The organism is Labilibaculum sp. (assembly GCF_963664555.1).
Lineage (GTDB): Bacteria > Bacteroidota > Bacteroidia > Bacteroidales > Marinifilaceae > Labilibaculum.
The window spans coordinates 4,074,351-4,092,601 of the sequence record NZ_OY761461.1 but is presented as its reverse complement, the minus strand read 5'-3'; the positions used below and the strand labels follow the sequence as shown (position 1 = coordinate 4,092,601).

General features: G+C 37.7%; 11 protein-coding genes. All 11 read left to right on the top strand.

Annotated elements, in window-relative coordinates:
* Positions 1-329: 329 nt before the first annotated feature.
* The 11 genes from ACKU4N_RS16085 (at position 330) to ilvB (ending at position 18,186) form a co-directional block, all read left to right on the top strand.
* On the top strand, positions 330-2,510 hold the full coding sequence (locus ACKU4N_RS16085; RefSeq protein WP_321318078.1) for a S9 family peptidase: 2,181 nt from the start codon (positions 330-332) through the stop codon (positions 2,508-2,510).
* 414 nt (positions 2,511-2,924) lie between these two features.
* A complete protein-coding gene (locus ACKU4N_RS16080; RefSeq protein ID WP_321318077.1) occupies positions 2,925-5,723 on the top strand; it encodes a hypothetical protein in 2,799 nt (932 codons plus the stop codon).
* A gap of 1,287 nt (positions 5,724-7,010) precedes the next feature.
* Positions 7,011-7,736 (top strand): hypothetical protein, encoded by a 726-nt coding sequence (locus ACKU4N_RS16075; RefSeq protein WP_321318076.1) that lies wholly within the window; start codon positions 7,011-7,013, stop codon positions 7,734-7,736.
* 162 nt (positions 7,737-7,898) lie between these two features.
* Positions 7,899-8,840: a hypothetical protein gene (locus ACKU4N_RS16070; RefSeq protein ID WP_321318074.1), complete on the top strand. Its 942-nt coding sequence runs from the start codon at positions 7,899-7,901 to the stop codon at positions 8,838-8,840.
* 916 nt (positions 8,841-9,756) lie between these two features.
* A complete protein-coding gene (locus ACKU4N_RS16065; protein ID WP_321318072.1) occupies positions 9,757-10,128 on the top strand; it encodes a NifB/NifX family molybdenum-iron cluster-binding protein in 372 nt (123 codons plus the stop codon).
* A gap of 264 nt (positions 10,129-10,392) precedes the next feature.
* The gene (locus ACKU4N_RS16060; protein WP_321318069.1) at positions 10,393-12,354 is read left to right on the top strand and encodes a GNAT family N-acetyltransferase; all 1,962 of its coding nucleotides are present in this window, start codon (positions 10,393-10,395) and stop codon (positions 12,352-12,354) included.
* 311 nt (positions 12,355-12,665) lie between these two features.
* Positions 12,666-12,932, top strand: a complete 267-nt coding sequence (locus ACKU4N_RS16055; RefSeq protein ID WP_321318067.1) for a YtxH domain-containing protein — start codon at positions 12,666-12,668, stop codon at positions 12,930-12,932.
* 69 nt (positions 12,933-13,001) lie between these two features.
* A complete protein-coding gene (locus ACKU4N_RS16050; RefSeq protein WP_321318065.1) occupies positions 13,002-13,370 on the top strand; it encodes a hypothetical protein in 369 nt (122 codons plus the stop codon).
* Between the two features lie 89 nt (positions 13,371-13,459).
* Complete coding sequence (locus tag ACKU4N_RS16045) at positions 13,460-13,663, top strand: hypothetical protein (RefSeq protein WP_321318063.1); 204 nt, start codon at positions 13,460-13,462, stop codon at positions 13,661-13,663.
* Between the two features lie 859 nt (positions 13,664-14,522).
* The gene (ilvD, locus tag ACKU4N_RS16040) at positions 14,523-16,358 is read left to right on the top strand and encodes a dihydroxy-acid dehydratase (protein ID WP_321318061.1); all 1,836 of its coding nucleotides are present in this window, start codon (positions 14,523-14,525) and stop codon (positions 16,356-16,358) included.
* A gap of 91 nt (positions 16,359-16,449) precedes the next feature.
* Positions 16,450-18,186, top strand: coding sequence for a biosynthetic-type acetolactate synthase large subunit (ilvB, locus tag ACKU4N_RS16035; protein WP_321318059.1), 1,737 nt, complete (start codon positions 16,450-16,452; stop codon positions 18,184-18,186).
* Positions 18,187-18,251: the final 65 nt, after the last annotated feature.

Here is an 18,251-nt window from a genome sequence, read left to right as displayed (position 1 = left end):
CCTTTTTAAATCAGTTGTATAAGCTGTCATCTCCAATTACAGGTCCGAAAAAAATTATAGATTTACCACGTCGAGAAAAACTTATGAATAGAATTATTCCCATACTACACAAACATTCCTACAAAGGCCTCTACGAATGCTGGATTTGTTGATCCAGCCTTTTCCATTTTTATTCAACCCGAAGTTTTCTTGCTTAGCCTAACTACCTAAAATTCATACTTGGTTGATGATATTCTGCACGGTATCAATTGATGTGACGTTTACTATTTTAATGTGGCATCAGTAGATTGCGGTATTTGACTCAAAACTCAACAAACACTAAAAAAAACATGAAAAAACTGACACTTATTTTATTTGCTCTGTTAAGCCTGACTCTGGTGCAGGCACAAAAGAGTTTCACACTTGAAGATATCACCAATAATGGAACCTTCCGCGCCCGTTCGGTTTACGGATTACGGTCTATGAACAGCGGAGAGTCTTATACCGTTTTAAAACAGGGAATTCGAATTGAGAAATTTTCTTACGCTACAGGCGAATCTGAAGAAATAATTTTCGATTTAGCAGAAGTTGGTATTGATAAAATTAAAAGAATAGATTCTTACCAGTTCTCTTCCGATGAGCGTAAGATTTTGATTGCAAGTAATCGCCGGAATATTTACCGACATTCTTATTCAGCAGAATTTTATGTGTACGACCGCGATAAAAAGACTTTGGAAGCTTTGTCGGCAGGCAGACAGCAATTGGCTGATTTTTCACCTTCAGGCGATCAGATTTGTTTTTTTAGGGACAACAATCTCTTTATAAAAGATCTTCAGAAGAAGAAAGAGGTTCAGATTACCTTCGATGGAAAATACAATTACATTATTAACGGAGCACCCGATTGGGTTTATGAGGAAGAGTTTTCCTTCAGTCAGGCATACCAATGGTCGCCCGACGGCAAACGAATTGCCTTTATGCGTTTTGATGAGAGCAAGGTGAAACAGTTCAACATGACTGTTTTTAAAGGAACCAATCCTGAGAAAACAGAGAATGCCTTGTATCCCGAAAATTATACGTTTAAATACCCAAAAGCAGGAGAAGACAATTCTATTGTGAGTGTTCATGTTTACGATTTGCAATCAGCAGTAACTAAAACAATGGATATTGGAGAGGAAACAGACCAATACATTCCGAGAATGCAATGGACACAAGATCCGAAGGTGTTGAGTATTGTGAGATTGAACCGCCATCAGAATCATTATGAACTTTTGTTGGCTGATGCAGCAAGCGGAAAATCCAAATTATTGTACGAAGAGAAGAACAAAGCATGGATTGATATTAACGATGACTTGAGCTTTTTGAAGGATGGGAAACATTTTATTTTCACCAGTGAAAAGTCTGGATTCAATCACATTTATTTGTACGATTTGCAGGGAAATCCGGTTAGACAAATAACCAGTGGCGATTGGGAGGTCACCCGGTTTTTAGGTTACGATGAGTCAAGCAAACTATTTTATTATCAGGCGGCAGCAGTATCTCCTTTGCAACGCGAAATTTATGCTGTAGATATCAAAGGAAAGAAAACCACTTTGCTTAGCGCGGACAAAGGAAGTAATACTGCAAATTTTAGCAAAGGATTCAAATATTACATCAACTACTTTTCGGGTAATGAGCAACCTGTTTTGGTGACTTTGCACAATGCAAAAGGAAAATTGATCCGCACGTTGGAAGAGAACCAGGATCTTAAAAAAAGAATGCAGGAGTTCAAATTGCCAAAACGTGAGTTTTTTAGCTTTACAACCTCCGAAGGTGTTGAGTTGAACGCCTGGATGATGAAGCCGGTTGATTTTGATAGCAGCAAGGAATATCCTGCTTTGTTAACCTTTTATGGCGGTCCGGGTTCACAGGAAGTGCTGGATCGTTACAGTTTCGATTGGTCGGATTATTTGGCACAGGAAGGATTTGTGGTGGTTTGTGTCGATAACCGGGGAACAGGTGGCAGAGGAGAAAAATTCAAGAAGTGCACCTATATGCAAATTCAGAATCTGGAAGCCATCGACCTGATTGAAACAGGAAAGTACATGGCAAAACAGCCTTTTATTGCTGCCGATAAAATTGGCGTGTATGGCTGGAGTTTTGGCGGACAAATGTCTTCTTTGTGCATGTTTCGCGGAGCAGATGTGTTTGCTGCAGGAATTGCTGTTGCGCCGGTAACTACCTATCGTTATTACGATAGTGTTTATTCGGAAAGATACTTGCGCACACCGCAGGAAAATCCGAAAGGATACGATGAATATGCTCCTATTTACTTCGCAGATCAATTAAAAGGAAAATTTTTACTGGTACATGGAACTGCAGACGATAATGTGCACATGCAGAATACTCTGGAGCTGGCCGAAGAGCTGGTTCAACACAACAAAAAATTTCAGATGCATTTGTACACCAACCGAAATCATGGCATTTATGGCGGGAATACCCGTTTTCACTTGTTTGGTATGATGACCAATTTTTTAAAGGAGAATCTTAAGTAAGAACGAGAAAGTGTGATATTCAATCGTGTTTCTTACCACAAAGGAAAACGAAGTGCAGCACAAAGAACACAAAGAAAATGAGCCCGGGGAAATACTCCGGGTTTGTTGGTTCTGGAATTGCCTTGAAATGACCCCTCTAAATGGTCTTAAAAAACAACTATAAATATAAGTGGAAGTCCCCTTTAGGGGATTTAGGGGTTGTACCTGGGAAATGATAAGAAAAAAGTAACTCTTCCTTCCGATTGAATGTAATCCGCTTGCAACAGAAATAATACCTGGCCTGAAAAGCACAAAAACCAACAGTCGGGGGATTTACTGTGGGTTTGTATCGACTGCCTAAGTTTTTTTTTATTTCGTTTGAATAGTCAGTAACTTACATGTTGTGTAAGTGAGCTAGTTACTAATCAGTTCGATATGGATGATTTCTACCTCCCCAAAATGAAACGGTTTTTTGGAGTGCTTCTTTTATTGTTGGGCTTTCTCAGCAGCAACAGTCTTATTGCTCAGGAAGACGATGTTTGTATGATGTGCCACGACGATCCTTATCTTACAAAGGAAGTGAATGGTAAAACACGATCTGTATGGGTCGATTTACCTGTAATAACGAATTCTATTCACGGGAAAATAAGCTGTATCGAATGTCATCCTGAAGCTGCAGTAGAGGACTGGCCACATCCTGAAACAATGTTGCCTGTAAATTGTGGGAATTGTCACGAACAGGCAGCAGAAAAGTATAATATGGGTGTTCATGGCAAAGCACATCAAAAACAAGCCAGGTATGCGCCCGATTGTAAGGAGTGTCATGGAAAGCACGATATTCTTTCTCACAACAATATTAGTTCGCGAACCTATAAAATGAATATTCCCGTGTTGTGTGGAAGATGTCATCGCGAAGGAGCACCTGTTGCACGAACCTATCAGATTACAGAACACAATATTTTAGAAAACTACAGTCAGAGTATCCACGGCAAAGGATTGTATAAAAGCGGTTTGATTGTTACAGCAACCTGTAACGATTGTCATGGAAACCATTTGATATTACCCCATACCAACCGGCTTTCGAGCATTTCCCTTAAAAATATCGCAGCTACCTGCATGAAATGCCATGCCCGAATAGAGCAGGTTCATACAAAGGTGATCAATGAGCAGTTGTGGGAAAAAAAGCCGGGAGCTATTCCTGCCTGCACCGATTGCCATCCGCCTCATATTGTAAACATCCAGAATATTGTCGAGAGTATTTCCGATCGTTCTTGTCTGCTGTGTCACGAAAAAAAAGATATTCATAAAATTGTTAAAGGGGATACCATTTCTCTTCAGGTTGATGTGAATGATCTTACAAATTGGGCTCATAACAACATCACCTGTGTAAAATGTCACTCTGATGTATCTGCAAAAAAATATCGCCCCTGCGAAACGGCGGGAAAAGTAGATTGTTCCGGTTGTCATGCTGAAGTTGACGAAATATATATGGCAAGCGGGCATGGTGCAGCCTATTTGGAGGGAAAAGAATCGGCGCCCTATTGCACCGATTGTCACGGTACTCATATTGTCAAACCTAAAAAGGATGAGACTTCGCCGGTTTACCGGCTCTCTATTCCAATACTTTGTGGAGGATGTCACCGGGAAAATGGCCGGGCAATTCAGCAAACAGAGCTCAAAGAAGTAGATGCATACCACGATTACTCCATGAGTGTTCATGGTCGAAGCATGACCCAAAAAGGATTGCTTTCGAGCGCTGTGTGTACCGACTGCCACACCACCCATTTTATGCTGAAAGACAGTGACGTGAGATCCTCGGTTTATCCAAAAAATATCCCCGCTACTTGTGGCAATTGTCACAAGGGAATTTACAATGAATATATACGGAGCGATCATGCAATTTCAAAAAACAATGAAGAACAAAAATTTCCGACCTGTACGGTTTGTCATTCGGCTCACCTTATTTCCGAGATCGACAAAGATGAATTTATGCATGAAATTACTCATCAATGTGGCCTTTGTCACAAACATTTGTCAGAAAGCTACATGGATACCTATCATGGGAAGGCCTATCAGCTGGGTTATTTAAAAGCAGCCCGATGTTCCGATTGTCACGGCGCTCATTCCAATATGAATGTGAAGGATCCAAATTCAGCCGTTGGCTACGACAATATTGTGGCAACCTGCCAGAAATGCCACGAGGATGCAAACATGCGGTTTACCGGATTTTTAACTCACGCAACACATCACAACCGCGATAAATACCCGGCTCTGTATTTCACCTTTTGGGGAATGTCCTCCTTACTGATTGCTGTGTTCGGTTTTTTTGGTTTGCACACCCTTTTATGGTTGCCCCGATCCTTGCGCGAACGAAGGCGGAAGAAACTGATGCCTCATTTTGGCAAGGCTGTTTATATCCGGCGATTTACCGAAAGCCAACGGATTACCCATGTGTTTGTTATTTTAAGTTTTGTGATATTGGCCCTAACCGGTATGATGCTTAAGTTTGCAAATATGCAATGGGCCAGACATCTGGTTGATTTGTTGGGTGGTGTTGAAATGGCAGGTACATTGCACCGTTTGGGGGCCGTAGTTACTTTCGGATATTTTGTTTTTCATCTTTTTTCACTCATTAAAAACAAGAAAAAAATGGGTTTTGGATGGTCGCAATTTATATTTGGCAGGCATTCTCTGCTGTTCAACCGTCAGGATGCTAAAGATTTTTGGGCAAGCATGAAGTGGTTTGTAGGAAGGGGAGAACGACCAAATTACGGGCGATGGACTTATTGGGAGAAATTCGATTATTTAGCCGTATTTTGGGGAGTGGCCATTATCGGTTTTACCGGATTGGTCTTATGGTTTCCCGAGCTGTTTACCAAGTTTATGCCTGGCTGGCTGATTAATGTGGCTCAAATCATTCATAGCGATGAAGCCTTGCTGGCAGTAGGTTTTATCTTCACCATTCATTTTTTCAACACGCACTTTCGTCCGGAATCCTTTCCCATGGATACCGTAATTTTTACCGGTCATGTGCTGTTGGAGGAATACAAAGCCGACAGGCCAAGAGATTATGAAGAATTGGAAAAATCGGGCAAGTTGAACGAATTAATCGTCGAAATGGAGATTCCTGAAGAGAAAAGGCGGATCGTGAAAGTATTTGGTTTCTTTTTCCTTTTCGTAGGATTTCTTTTGATTGCTTTAATCATCTACTCCTTGCTTTTTGGATCCAGTTAAATGCCTGATTTTGTAAGGGAATCTAATATAGAAAAGGAGTCAACGCTAAGGAGCACAAAGAATACAGAATATGAAGGGCTCAAACATCAATAGACTGAGGTAAAACCCTAGGTCTAATGAATCATGAACATCCGTCGCAAAGGAAGTTGACAAACTAGAATTTCTGTTGGCAAAATGCTCCCGACGATCAAATTTGGCTAAAACCACGCGGCAAAATGCTCCCGACGACCAAACTTGGCTAAAACCGTTGGCAAACTGCCATCTTACAAGTTGGAAACTGTTATTTCTGTTGGCAAAATGCTCCCGACGATTAAATTTGGCTAAAACCAGGCGGCAAAATGCTCCCGACGATCAAACTTGGCTAAAACCACGCGGCAAACTGCTCCCGACGATCAAACTTGGCTAAAACCACGCGGCAAACTGCTCCCGACGATCAGATTTGGGTAAATCCACGCGGCAAAATGCTCCCGACGATTAAATTTGGCTAAAACCGTTGGCAAACTGCTCCCGACAATCAGATTTGGCTAAAACCACGCGGCAAACTGTAGCCTGTTAATTTATCCAATCCATAAGGTTTGTATAGTCAAGCTTAATGTTATTAATATCGTATTTTAGTAATGATTAATCGATCAATAAAGGTAAACTAGTATCCAATCAAGGAATATGTTGTTGGAGTGCATTTGCTTGAGGGCTCTTTTTTTATTGTTGGTTTTTACAGCAGGTAAGCTCTCGTTAATTGCCAAAGCTGTTTTTGGTGTTCAAATTATCTCTTCTTATAAAAGATCTGTTTGGCTGGCGGGATTTCTTCCTTTTCCCGGTCAGATCTTTCTGTTTGCAAAACAGGCTCATTTGTGCGCCAAATAGCTGTCACGGAAGGGGTGTTGGAGCATACGAAAAAGCAAACCTGTGTAAATGAACAGACAAAGAAGCGAAAGTTTGGTGTGTTTTTCCAGAAAGTAAATAATGTCTTAGCATCTGAAAAGTGCTTAATTTTTCCCTCTTAATTTTAAAAAGAAATAGGGACATAGTACTATTATTAAGTTTATCTTTAACACTTAATTATTTGGAACAAGGGAATCGTTTTGCATGATTCAAGTAAAACAATTGGGATTTGCGATTGAAGAAGCGAAAGATCTCTTGCAAAAATAGAAAGTTTATAATGTCTGATTTTGAGGGATAGAAGACACAATAACAACAACTTACACAAGACAACAGATAAGTGATGTAAGACGCATAGCGTCTTAGCCACTTGTTAACAACAATTAATTCGAACGAAACCAATTATACATGAAAATATCTTTTAAAGCTTCAATAGTTATATTGCTTTATCTTTCAACAATAGTTAATTGTGCAAATGCCCAAGCGCAACAATTAAAATTCAACAAACTTGACGCTAAGGCTGTACTAATTGGAGAACAAATTAATTTACTAAGTGATAACTTAGAGTCTATCAAAGATATTAGCGAGTATTCTGAGAAAATTATTCAAGTTCTTGCTGTTTCTGACAGTTTGTTTGTTGATCAAGACGATTTCTGCAATTCATACTGGTTGGTGAAAATTAAAATCGGAGAATTAACAGGTATTGTTAATGGCAGGCAAGTATTTAAACTTTTAGAAGGAAAAACGTATTGGCCTAATGACAAAAAAATTAAGATTTTTAAAACGCAATTTTTTGGAATGGGTATTGATTATGACGGAGAACTTTTAGGATGCCCTGTTGACCAACCTATAATATTAAAAGATGACGAAAGAAATTATTTTGGATTGGTAAATTTAATGCCAAATGAACTTTCTGGAAAAGCGCGTTGGGACAATACATATCAATTTTTCGAATTAAGAAATGATGATGGTTACAATGATGAAATAACCTCAATAGAAGTAAACCAATCAAGTTACATTCTTAAAATTCATAGAAACTTTATGGAAGGAGAAAATGATTTTAAAGTGAAGCTACAATATGAAAATAAAATGTATTCTGCAGAATTTGTGCACTTTGGAGAAATAGAATACTAAACTGTTGTTAACAATAGTTAAAATTAAAGGGCGTTGACGCTCAACTTGATAATGTAACAAAAACAATAAACGCTGGGCGGTTTTGATAAGGCGGTGGTTCTAAAATCGCCCTCAAATTTTAACAAGACCGGTTAGCCACCAGGTCAGAAAGACACTACAAACATGAAGAAACAGATAATTAAAACATTACTCCTTTTACTTATAGTTAGTTGCAATACTATTGACTACAAACCAAAATATAAGGATTTTGAAAATGCTTGGGAACGAGAAAACTTGATTGGTAACGTAAAGAAAATCACACAGTACAAAGCAAATGTGACTGATTTAGAAACAGGTAAAACTGAGAAACCAGTTATTGAATTCAAAAAAGAATTTACCGAGACTGGAAATATTTCTTATCAAGAGCATTTTAATAATTTTGGAAAGCTGCAACAGTGCACAAAGAACACTTTTGACAGGAACGGATTTCGGATTGAATCAATTTCGGAAAATTTTGTTATGCTAATGAAAACAGAAGAAAAGGTTGTTTTTGATACAATTATGAAAAAGCAGGTTTCTACTCATGCTATTTTTAACGATTCGATAAAATTTGATGCTTTCTTCAAATACGATAAAAACGGGAATTTAATTAAAGCAATAAGCATTGAAAACGCTGATACTACAATAAACCGCTTAGAATATAAATATGATAACTTTAAGAATATTATCTTCAAAAAACAGATTCAAAAAGTTGATTCAGTTACTTATGAATATTTCGATGAATTTAAATATAATCAAGAAGGAAACATTGTCGAATCATCTTTCAAATCAGACTATGCTGATACGAAATCCACTTATGAATATGACAAGGAAAATAGACTACTAAAAATATCAGAATTTCAATCAGGTCAAATCCAAAAAGAGACAACCTTCGATAAGTTTTACAATAAGACTTTAGTCCGTTTTTTTGTAAATGAAGTTCCTAATAGAGAAATGAAATATGAATATAAATTCGACAATAAAGGGAATTGGATAAAAAGTGAGGTTTTTGTTAAAGAAAATTTAGAATTAAATAAGATAATTCCGATTTTCATTGAAACTAGAAAAATTGAATATTATGAATAATACTTAGCGGCTAACAAAAGCTAAATTGTCATGGGCGTTGGCGAGCCATTTGAAAGTTTAGTTCAATTAATAAACACCAGCAAGCCAATTAAACTTGTCTTGCTCAAAATATAAACAAATTTATCGTGGCTTGCTTACTTGGCGGTTTGATAAGACAACTGTTTTAATCGCCCACGAAACTTAGTGTGCCAAGAAGCAGTACATCGTCATAAAATAGTACTGCATGCTTTATTTGAGATGGTGGAAAGCCTTTGTAAGCTTGACCCACCGATGTTGTTTTACAGGAAGGGGCATCAACCACCTAAAGGTGCTGAGGTAAAGAGCCATGGTGCTGAGCGTTTAGGAGAATCTGTGCCATGAGCATAGCAGGTGTTAATAGAAGAGATGAACGAAAGTGAACCACTGATGAGGTATCGGGAAGTGGCAATATTCTGTCAAAAGTCGCAAAGTATGTTATGCGATGAAGAGTACAACGGGAGCCTGTTTATTGGTTGTACGGCAGGCGGGTTATTCCCTTCGGTCATGATCTCCACTTCGTTACGGTACAGGTGGCATGACTTCTATTTAGGCTCAGATAAGGAACTTGGGAAGCTGTTTTATCATGTTAAGTGAAAGGCATAATAAGAACAACTTAGAGGCCAAATAACGATGGATAAAAGCAGTGGCGGATCTATCCGTAGTAGTGATGAAGTTTCTGTAATGGAGATGGAGCAAAGGGATAGAGTTGTATGGTTTTAGAACAGAAATCAACTCGAATGAGGATGAATCTATGGAATGAAACAAACAGGAAGGTTTTATTCCTTATTTGGAACTAATCTGAGAATCAAAGCCCAATGTTCTAAATAATGTTTTGCTAATTTTATAAAACAAAAGGATAAAATACCTTTGTGTAAAATCAATCAATAAAAATAAAAAAATGAAAATAGCAGTTCCAGTAACAAGCAGCAGACAAATCGATGGTCATTTTGGGCATTGTGAATTTTACAATGTGTTTACAATTTCAGAAAACAAGGAAATCGTCGATGTACAAAAGATGGAATCACCGCAGGGTTGCGGCTGCAAATCGAACATAGCATCGGTTTTGGCAGAAGCGGGTGTAACCGTTATGCTTGCCGGAGGAATTGGCAACGGAGCAATTAATGTGTTGAACAATTCAGGAATTGAAGTAGTTCGAGGCTGTTCGGGCAATGCCGAGGAAGTGGTTAAGCTGTATGTTGCAGGCCTGGTAAGTGATAGTGGCTCGAGTTGTCAGCATACTCATGGCGAAGGACACCAATGCAGTCATTAAATAAATAGCAGGCAAGTAATAGGTTTGGTACAAGTAAAAAGGTTTATAGTCAGCACTGTAAACCTTTTTTTTAATGGTGTGAATAAGTGCCGCTTATCCAACGATTTTTTAAGGGGTTAGATAAGGTGAAAATAGTTGTGAAATTGAAAATATTCAATCACTTTTATTATTTAATTTGTATAAGTAAATGTGATTTGTATTTACATTAAGGTTTAAGCTTAGGCCATTATTAATCAGTGTTATAAAACGACTGTAAGAAGTGTTATGAATGTTAAGATAAGAAAGTCCGACATCAATGATTTTAATTTTTTAGTGAAATTAGAAGAGGAGTCTTTTCCTGCTTTTCAACGAAGTACAAAACAGAGTATCAAACATGGTATTCAGAGTGAGTTTCAGGAGATTTTAATCCTCGAAACAATAAATAAAAATAAGCTTAAGGTTGGAGCTTTAGTTTTATTTAAATACAGTAAATCACTGCGAATATACTCCATCGCGATATTGCCCGAATTTCAAAGTATGGGCTTTGGGGATTATCTGCTTAAACATGTAGTTGAGTATGCAAATCGACAGCATTTTGAAAAAATATTGATAGAGGTAAGTGCTAAGAATATTAAATTAATTGATTGGTATAAAAACAGGGGCTTTACTTCTTTGGAAACAATAGCAGATTATTACGGTGAAGGAGAAGCGGCTGAAAAAATGGAGCTCAAAACCAATGTTGTTTCTAATTCTTCCAAAACAACGAATATAATTGTAATTAACCAACCTTATAAATGGACATTCCCGGATATAAATGCGAAGATTATTACGGTTAAAGAATATATTAATAACCCGGTATATCAAAACAATACAGATTTTAGGATATTTAACTTGTGCAGCAGCTATAAGTACCAAACTTATGGTTATTATGTTTCTTTGTTGGCTTCGGCACGCGGACAGCGTGTTATCCCCAGTACCATAACCATCCGCGATTTTCGAATTTTGAACGTGGTGCACTCTATTGCCTATGATATTGAGGAATACATCAATAAATCATTGCATAAAGAGAAAGGGAATGTTTTCTCTTTGCATATTTATTTTGGACAATCGAGAGTTAAAGGGTACAGTTCGTTGGCTGCAAAGCTTCATCAATTGTTCGAAGCTCCTTTGTTTAAAGTAGACTTTATTAAACACGACGACAAATGGATTATTAAGAAAGTACAGGTTTTAACCCTGAATAAGGTGGCAGAGCAGGATTTAAATTATGTGTACGAATTTGCCAAAAAGTATTTCAATAAAAAAAGGTTTCACAGCACGAAACTGGTGAACTATAAGTATGATATAGCCGTACTTGTAAATCCTAAGGAAGAGAATTCACCTTCTTGTCCAAAAGCATTGCATAAATTTAAAAGTGCAGCCAATCGAAGAGGATTATACTTAGAGTTTATCACAAAAAGCGACATCGATAAAATTAATGAATTTGATGCTTTGTTTATTCGGGAAACAACAAGTGTGAATGATCATACTTACGAATTTTCCCGAACAGCTTATGCCGAAGGTTTGGTTGTTATTGATGATCCCTGGTCTATTTTAAGGTGTTCCAATAAGATTTATCAGAATGAAATATTTAAGAAGCATAAATTGTTAACGCCTGAAACAGAAGTTTTCACCAAGAATTTATTTGATCCGAAAGTTTTGAATAACATGAATTATCCCTTGGTATTAAAACAGCCCGACAGTGCTTTTTCATTAGGGGTGATAAAGGTTGAAAATAAAGCGGAAGCCCTTGTTGAAATAAATAAGCTTTTTAAAATTTCGGATATGGTTGTTTGTCAGGAGTTTCTTTACTCGGATTTTGATTGGAGAATTGGAATCATTGATAACACGCCGCTGTTTGCCTGCAAATATTACATGTACAAAGATCATTGGCAGATATACAATTGGAATGGCGAGGAGGAAGACAAGTCGGGTAATTCCGAAACTGTTGGCATCGAATCGGTTCCTGAAATTGTTGTGCAGACAGCTTTAAAAGCATCAGCTTTAATAGGAGATGGTTTGTATGGAGTAGATTTAAAAATGATAGATGGTAAAGTTTATGTTGTTGAGGTAAATGACAATCCAAATATCGACGATGGTATTGAAGATTTTGTGTTAAAGGATCAGCTGTACGATACAATTATAGATTCGATATATCAGAGAATAGAGATTGCTAAAAATGTGCAGCGAATAGATTTCAGACGAAAATAAGCCCTGCAATCCGGTTGCCTTTTATAAATTACAAATGATTTAAAATGAAATTTAAATAAAAAGATTGCATCTTCAGCAATACATTTGTTTTTAAAAACATAGTAATGCCAATGTCGTGATGACATTGGCATTACTATGTTCTGATAGCTAAGTTTTTGTATGCGATCAGATAGGCGTGATCTGCTGGTAAAAAAGTATTTATCGGTCAATGAAAAAATTGACTGCTGTAGTAAAATTCCTTAAATTTATGTAAGGTGTTATACATCAAATTGTTATAATCTATTTATTGTTTCATTTTAAAATTAGATGCTATGTCAAGTACAGGAGGAATTGTTGCAGGCTTGCTAGCTGGCTGTGCAATAGGTGTTGGTTTAGGGATTTTATACGCTCCCGATAAAGGGGAGGTAACCCGAAAAAAAATGAAGGCGAAGGCAAAAGAGAAAGTTGAAGAATTAGATGCAGTCTTCGATAAGAGTGTAGAAAAGATGCGTGCTAAAATGGACGAAATAATTGTGGCCTTAGAGAAAAAATTAGAAGAGTTCAGAAGAAAAGAAAAGGAAGAAGAAGAATTAGCATAATTCTTTCTGACATCTGTTTGTTATTGAAATCAAATTATTGAAGTTTCAGTTTGCTAAAACAAAAAGATATTGGGAAAAATCGCCGAACAGTTCACACAATTAAAGGAGCTGCTTATTGAGTATTTCGATTCTAATCTTGAATACTATAAGTTTGCTGGTTTCGAAAAATTAATGCGCTTCGTTGTCGCCATGACCTTTGCTGCAGTGTTTTTTACATTGCTTATGCTTGCATTGTTTCTTTTTGGATTTAGTGCTGCCATATGGTTGGGCGATTTGCTGGGAAATGAAGCTGCAGGTTACCTGGGCATAGGTTTCTTTTATCTCTTTTTGTTGTTATTGGTTTATCTTCTTAAAAAACCCCTGATTGAGCGCCCATTGATCAAATTCTTTCATCAATTCCTTTACAAAAAGGAAAATAAAGATAATAAACCAAGCTGAATTTTATCGATTCGAATGCCAATGTTATGGACTTATTATTCCAGATTTTATACATGCAATTACAGGACGCTGTAAAAAAAAGACACTAAATGAAACGCTTTCGGTCACTTAAGGATATGGAAAAAGAAAGATATCGCCTTTATCTTGAAAAAGAGTTGGCTGGTTACAAATTGGAGTATTTTTTTCGAAATGCCAGAACAAATTTTAGTGCTGAAAATCTTTTTCAGAGCAGTATTGGAAATTGGCTTGGAAGAGCGATAGGGCGGTTAAGATGGAAGAAATCTACTCCTTAAATTTTCATAGATAGACTACTTTTGAAAGACAGAAGTATGACTTAAGGATAGCAAAAAAAAACAGAATAATAAGCGATTAAAATTGGAGGCTGTTGAAAAATAAAATTTCAATAGTCTCTTTTTTTTGAGAATAGCATCAGGAAATTAAGAAAGAAGGATCGGGTATTTTGCGTCAAATAGAGCTGGAATTGGAAGGCCGCAAAGCTTTGCATAAAATTATTTTCAGCTTATTTTGTCTGTTTTTTGACAATTGAGAATTACATTTAATCACTATTGGTGTAAAAATTACAAGTGCTGATAATCAGGGTGTAACATCCGTTGTTTAGATTGATGTTAGATTGAAAAAAGCAATTGGGAATCGTAAGATTTGGAAATTAGGGATTTTTCCTCTTATATTTGTGGCATAGATTTGTCAACGTAATCAGATCGAAAGAGAGATTGTAGATGTTCGTTGACAAAGTTAAAAACAAATTATGAATCTTTAAGAGGTTCGAACCAGCAAAAAGAATATGCAATTTAATTCAGTAATTATTATTAGCGTCATTATTCGCGTCCTTCTGGACACGATTCGAGGCTGAGCATATTTAAATTAAACGAATTTAATTTTACAAAATATCTAAGGCCTCTTCAAAACGAAGGGGCTTTTTTTTTTTGATCCGGTTATTGTATGTTATCATTTAAGGTAGTCATTATCGTCATTATTATTTCAATTGTCATTATTAGAATGATGATCAGGGAAGACGTGCACAGACAATAACTTTCGAAAAACGAAATTATTAGCGCTCTTTCCAACGAAAGGGCGTTTTTTTTTGACGCAAACTGAAACAAACAAGAATAAACTATTAACGAATTAACCAAAATGTATAAAAATAAATTACGCAGTGATCAGACGACACAAGGCCGAAGAATGGCAGGAGCAAGAAGCTTGTGGCGGGCAAACGGAATGAAAGAAGACATGTTCGGAAAGCCGGTTATTGCGGTTGTGAATTCATTCAGCCAATTTGTACCGGGACATGTGCACTTGCAAAATGTAGGGCAAATGGTGAAGACGGAAATTGAAAAGGCCGGCTATTTTGCTGCTGAATTTAATACGATAGCTATCGACGATGGAATTGCAATGGGACACGACGGAATGCTCTACTCTCTGCCTTCACGCGACGTAATTGCCGATAGTGTTGAATATGTATGCAACGCGCACAAGGTTGATGCCATGATCTGTATTTCCAACTGTGATAAAATCACTCCCGGAATGATGATGGCAGCTATGCGATTAAATATCCCAACTGTTTTTGTTTCGGGCGGACCGATGGAAGCCGGTGAGTCGAAAGGCGAGAAGCTTGATTTGGTTGATGCCATGGTAAAAGCCGGTGATGATAGCGTAAGCGATGAGCGCATGCAGGAGATTGAAGAATCAGCTTGTCCAACATGTGGAAGTTGTTCAGGAATGTTCACCGCCAATTCAATGAACTGTTTGAATGAGGCTTTAGGTTTGGCATTGGCTGGAAACGGAACATTACTGGCTACTCATAAACTTCGTAAAGATTTATTTATTGATGCGGCACAATGCATAGTAGATATTACTGATAAATATTACAAAGAGGGTGACGATCGGGTTTTACCTAGATCAATTGCTACAATAGATGCTTTTAGAAATGCAATGACATTGGATATTGCAATGGGAGGATCAACAAACACTGTGCTTCATTTGTTGGCAATTGCCCATGAAGCCGAAGTTGATTTCACCATGAAAGATATGGATGAGCTGTCTCGTAAAACACCTAATTTGTGCAAAGTAGCTCCAAATTCACCTAAATATTACATCGAAGATGTGAACAGGGCGGGAGGAATCATGAGTATTCTGGCAGAATTGGATCGCGGCAATCTTTTAAATACCGATGTATATCGTGTCGACTCGGCCAGCTTAAAAGAAGCTTTGGAATTGAATGACCTATTTTCTGAAAAATTGACTGCTAAAGCATTGGAGAGATACCATTCTGCACCAGGTCAATCGGGTAGGAACTTGACTTTCGCCTCTCAAAATTCTGCTTTTAAAGAGCTGGATAAAGACAGAGAAACCGGTTGTATCCGAAGCATGGAAAATGCCTACACTCAAGATGGTGGATTGGCCGTTTTGTTTGGAAACATCGCTCCAAACGGCAGCATTGTAAAAACAGCCGGAGTAGATCCGTCAGTTTTCGATTTTACAGGTACAGCAAAAGTATATTATTCGCAAAAAGATGCTTGCGAAGCTATTCTTACAAAACAGATTAATGCTGGTGATGTTGTTGTGATTCGTTACGAAGGACCAGCTGGCGGACCCGGAATGCAGGAAATGCTGTATCCAACCTCTTACTTAAAATCAATGGGATTGGGAGCAAAATGTGCCCTGATTACTGATGGACGTTTTTCTGGTGGAACTTCTGGATTATCAATTGGGCATGTGTCTCCTGAAGCAGGAGCCGGAGGCGCAATTGCTTTAATTCAGAATGGTGATAAAATTGAAATCAGTATCCCTAATAGAAGTATTAATGTCTGTATTTCTGATGAGGAATTAGCACAGAGAAGAAAAGAGGAAGAAGCATTTGGTCAGGAAGCATTTGTGCCTCGAGGACGTAACCGTCAGGTTTCAAAAGCTCTGCAAGCTTATTCAAGACTCGTGTCCTCGGCAGATAAGGGCGCAATAAGACAATTATGAATTATTAATTAAGAATTAATAATCGGGATCAAAAACGTAAAGAAATTCAAGACTTAAAGTTTTCGATTTTTGGCTAAAAACAACAAACACAATGGAAGTAGCAGCAAAAACAAAAAATACAAATGGAATGAGTAAAACCATTGAAAGAATATCGGGAGCCGAGATTTTGGTTCGAACGCTTATTCAGGAAAATGTAGATACCATGTTTGGATACATTGGTGGTGCAATTATGCCTGTTTACGATGCTTTGTACGATTATCAGAATGAAATGAAGCAGTACATGTCCCGACATGAACAGGGAGCAATGCATTCGGCCCAGGCTTATGCGAGAATTAGTAAAAAACCAGGTGTGTGTTTTACAACTTCGGGACCTGGCGCAACAAATGTAATTACCGGATTGGCAGATGCATATCTGGATTCAACTCCTATGGTTGTAATTACGGGACAAGTTGCCAGTGGTTTATTGGGAACAGATGCTTTTCAGGAAACCAATATGGTTGGCTTATCCATGCCGGTAACAAAATGGAATTATCAAATCACAAGAGCTGATGAAATAGCTAAAGTAATTGCTAAAGCCTTCTATATTGCCGGTTCTGGTCGTCCGGGTCCGGTATTAATTGATATTACAAAAGATGCTCAGATTGCTATAGCGGATTATGACTATAAAAAGTGCGAAGGAGTTCGTTCTTATCAGCCGGTTCCAAAATTAGATCAGTCGGAGATTGAAGCTGCTGCAACATTAATCAATGGAGCTAAGAAACCATTGCTTCTGGCCGGACAAGGAATTTCTCTTTCGGGAGCCGAAAAAGAATTGATGGAATTTGTTGAGAAAACTCAGATTCCGGTTGCTTGTACCTTATTGGGATTATCATCATTCCCTACCGATCATCCGTTATATGTTGGAATGTTAGGAATGCATGGAAATTATGGTCCGAATATGAATACCAACGAATGCGATGTTTTGATTGCTGTGGGTATGCGTTTCGACGACAGAGTAACCGGAGATACAGCAAAATATGCCAAACAGGCAAAAATCATTCATATTGATATAGACAGATCAGAACACAACAAGAATATTACAGTTGATGTACCTGTATTTGCAGATGCCAAAGAAGCTTTAACCGAACTGAATAAGTTGGTTAGTGGTGGAGAAAAGGCAGATTGGATGAAGACTTTCAAAGATTACTATCAGCTTGAGTTTGATAAAGTAATTAGTAAGCAGGCTTATGCCAATAAGGAAAACATTAACATGGCCGAGGTAATTCGATTGTTATCGGAACAGACCAATGGAGAAGCTATTTTGTGTACCGATGTAGGGCAGCACCAAATGACAAGTGCCAGGTATTATGAGTTTAAAAAACCAAATACCCAGATCACATCAGGAGGATTGGGAACCATGGGATTTGGTTTGCCTGCAGCCATTGGAGCTCAAATAGCTGATATGGGTGCGACGGTTGTATCTGTTTCCGGAGATGGCGGATTCCAAATGACTTTACAGGAACTTGCGGTAATCAAACAGTATAGCTTGCCGGTTAAAACAATTGTACTGAACAACTCATTTTTAGGAATGGTTCGTCAGTGGCAGGATTTGTTTTTCGAACAGCGGTTTTCAAATACTCAGCTGGAGAATCCTGATTTTGTAAAGATCGTTGATGGATACGGAATCAAAGGGAAAAGAGTATCTAAAAGAGAAGATTTGGATGCAGCAATAAAAGAAATGCTGGAAACACCAGGCGCTTTCTTTTTAGAAGTGATTGTTGAGACGGAGTGTAACGTACTGCCAATGATTGCACCTGGAGCAGCAGTATCGGATATGCGATTGGAATAAGTAATAAAGTAAAAGGAGAAGGTTTAAAGGCTAAAAGTGAAGAGAATAAACCATTTGTTGAGTTT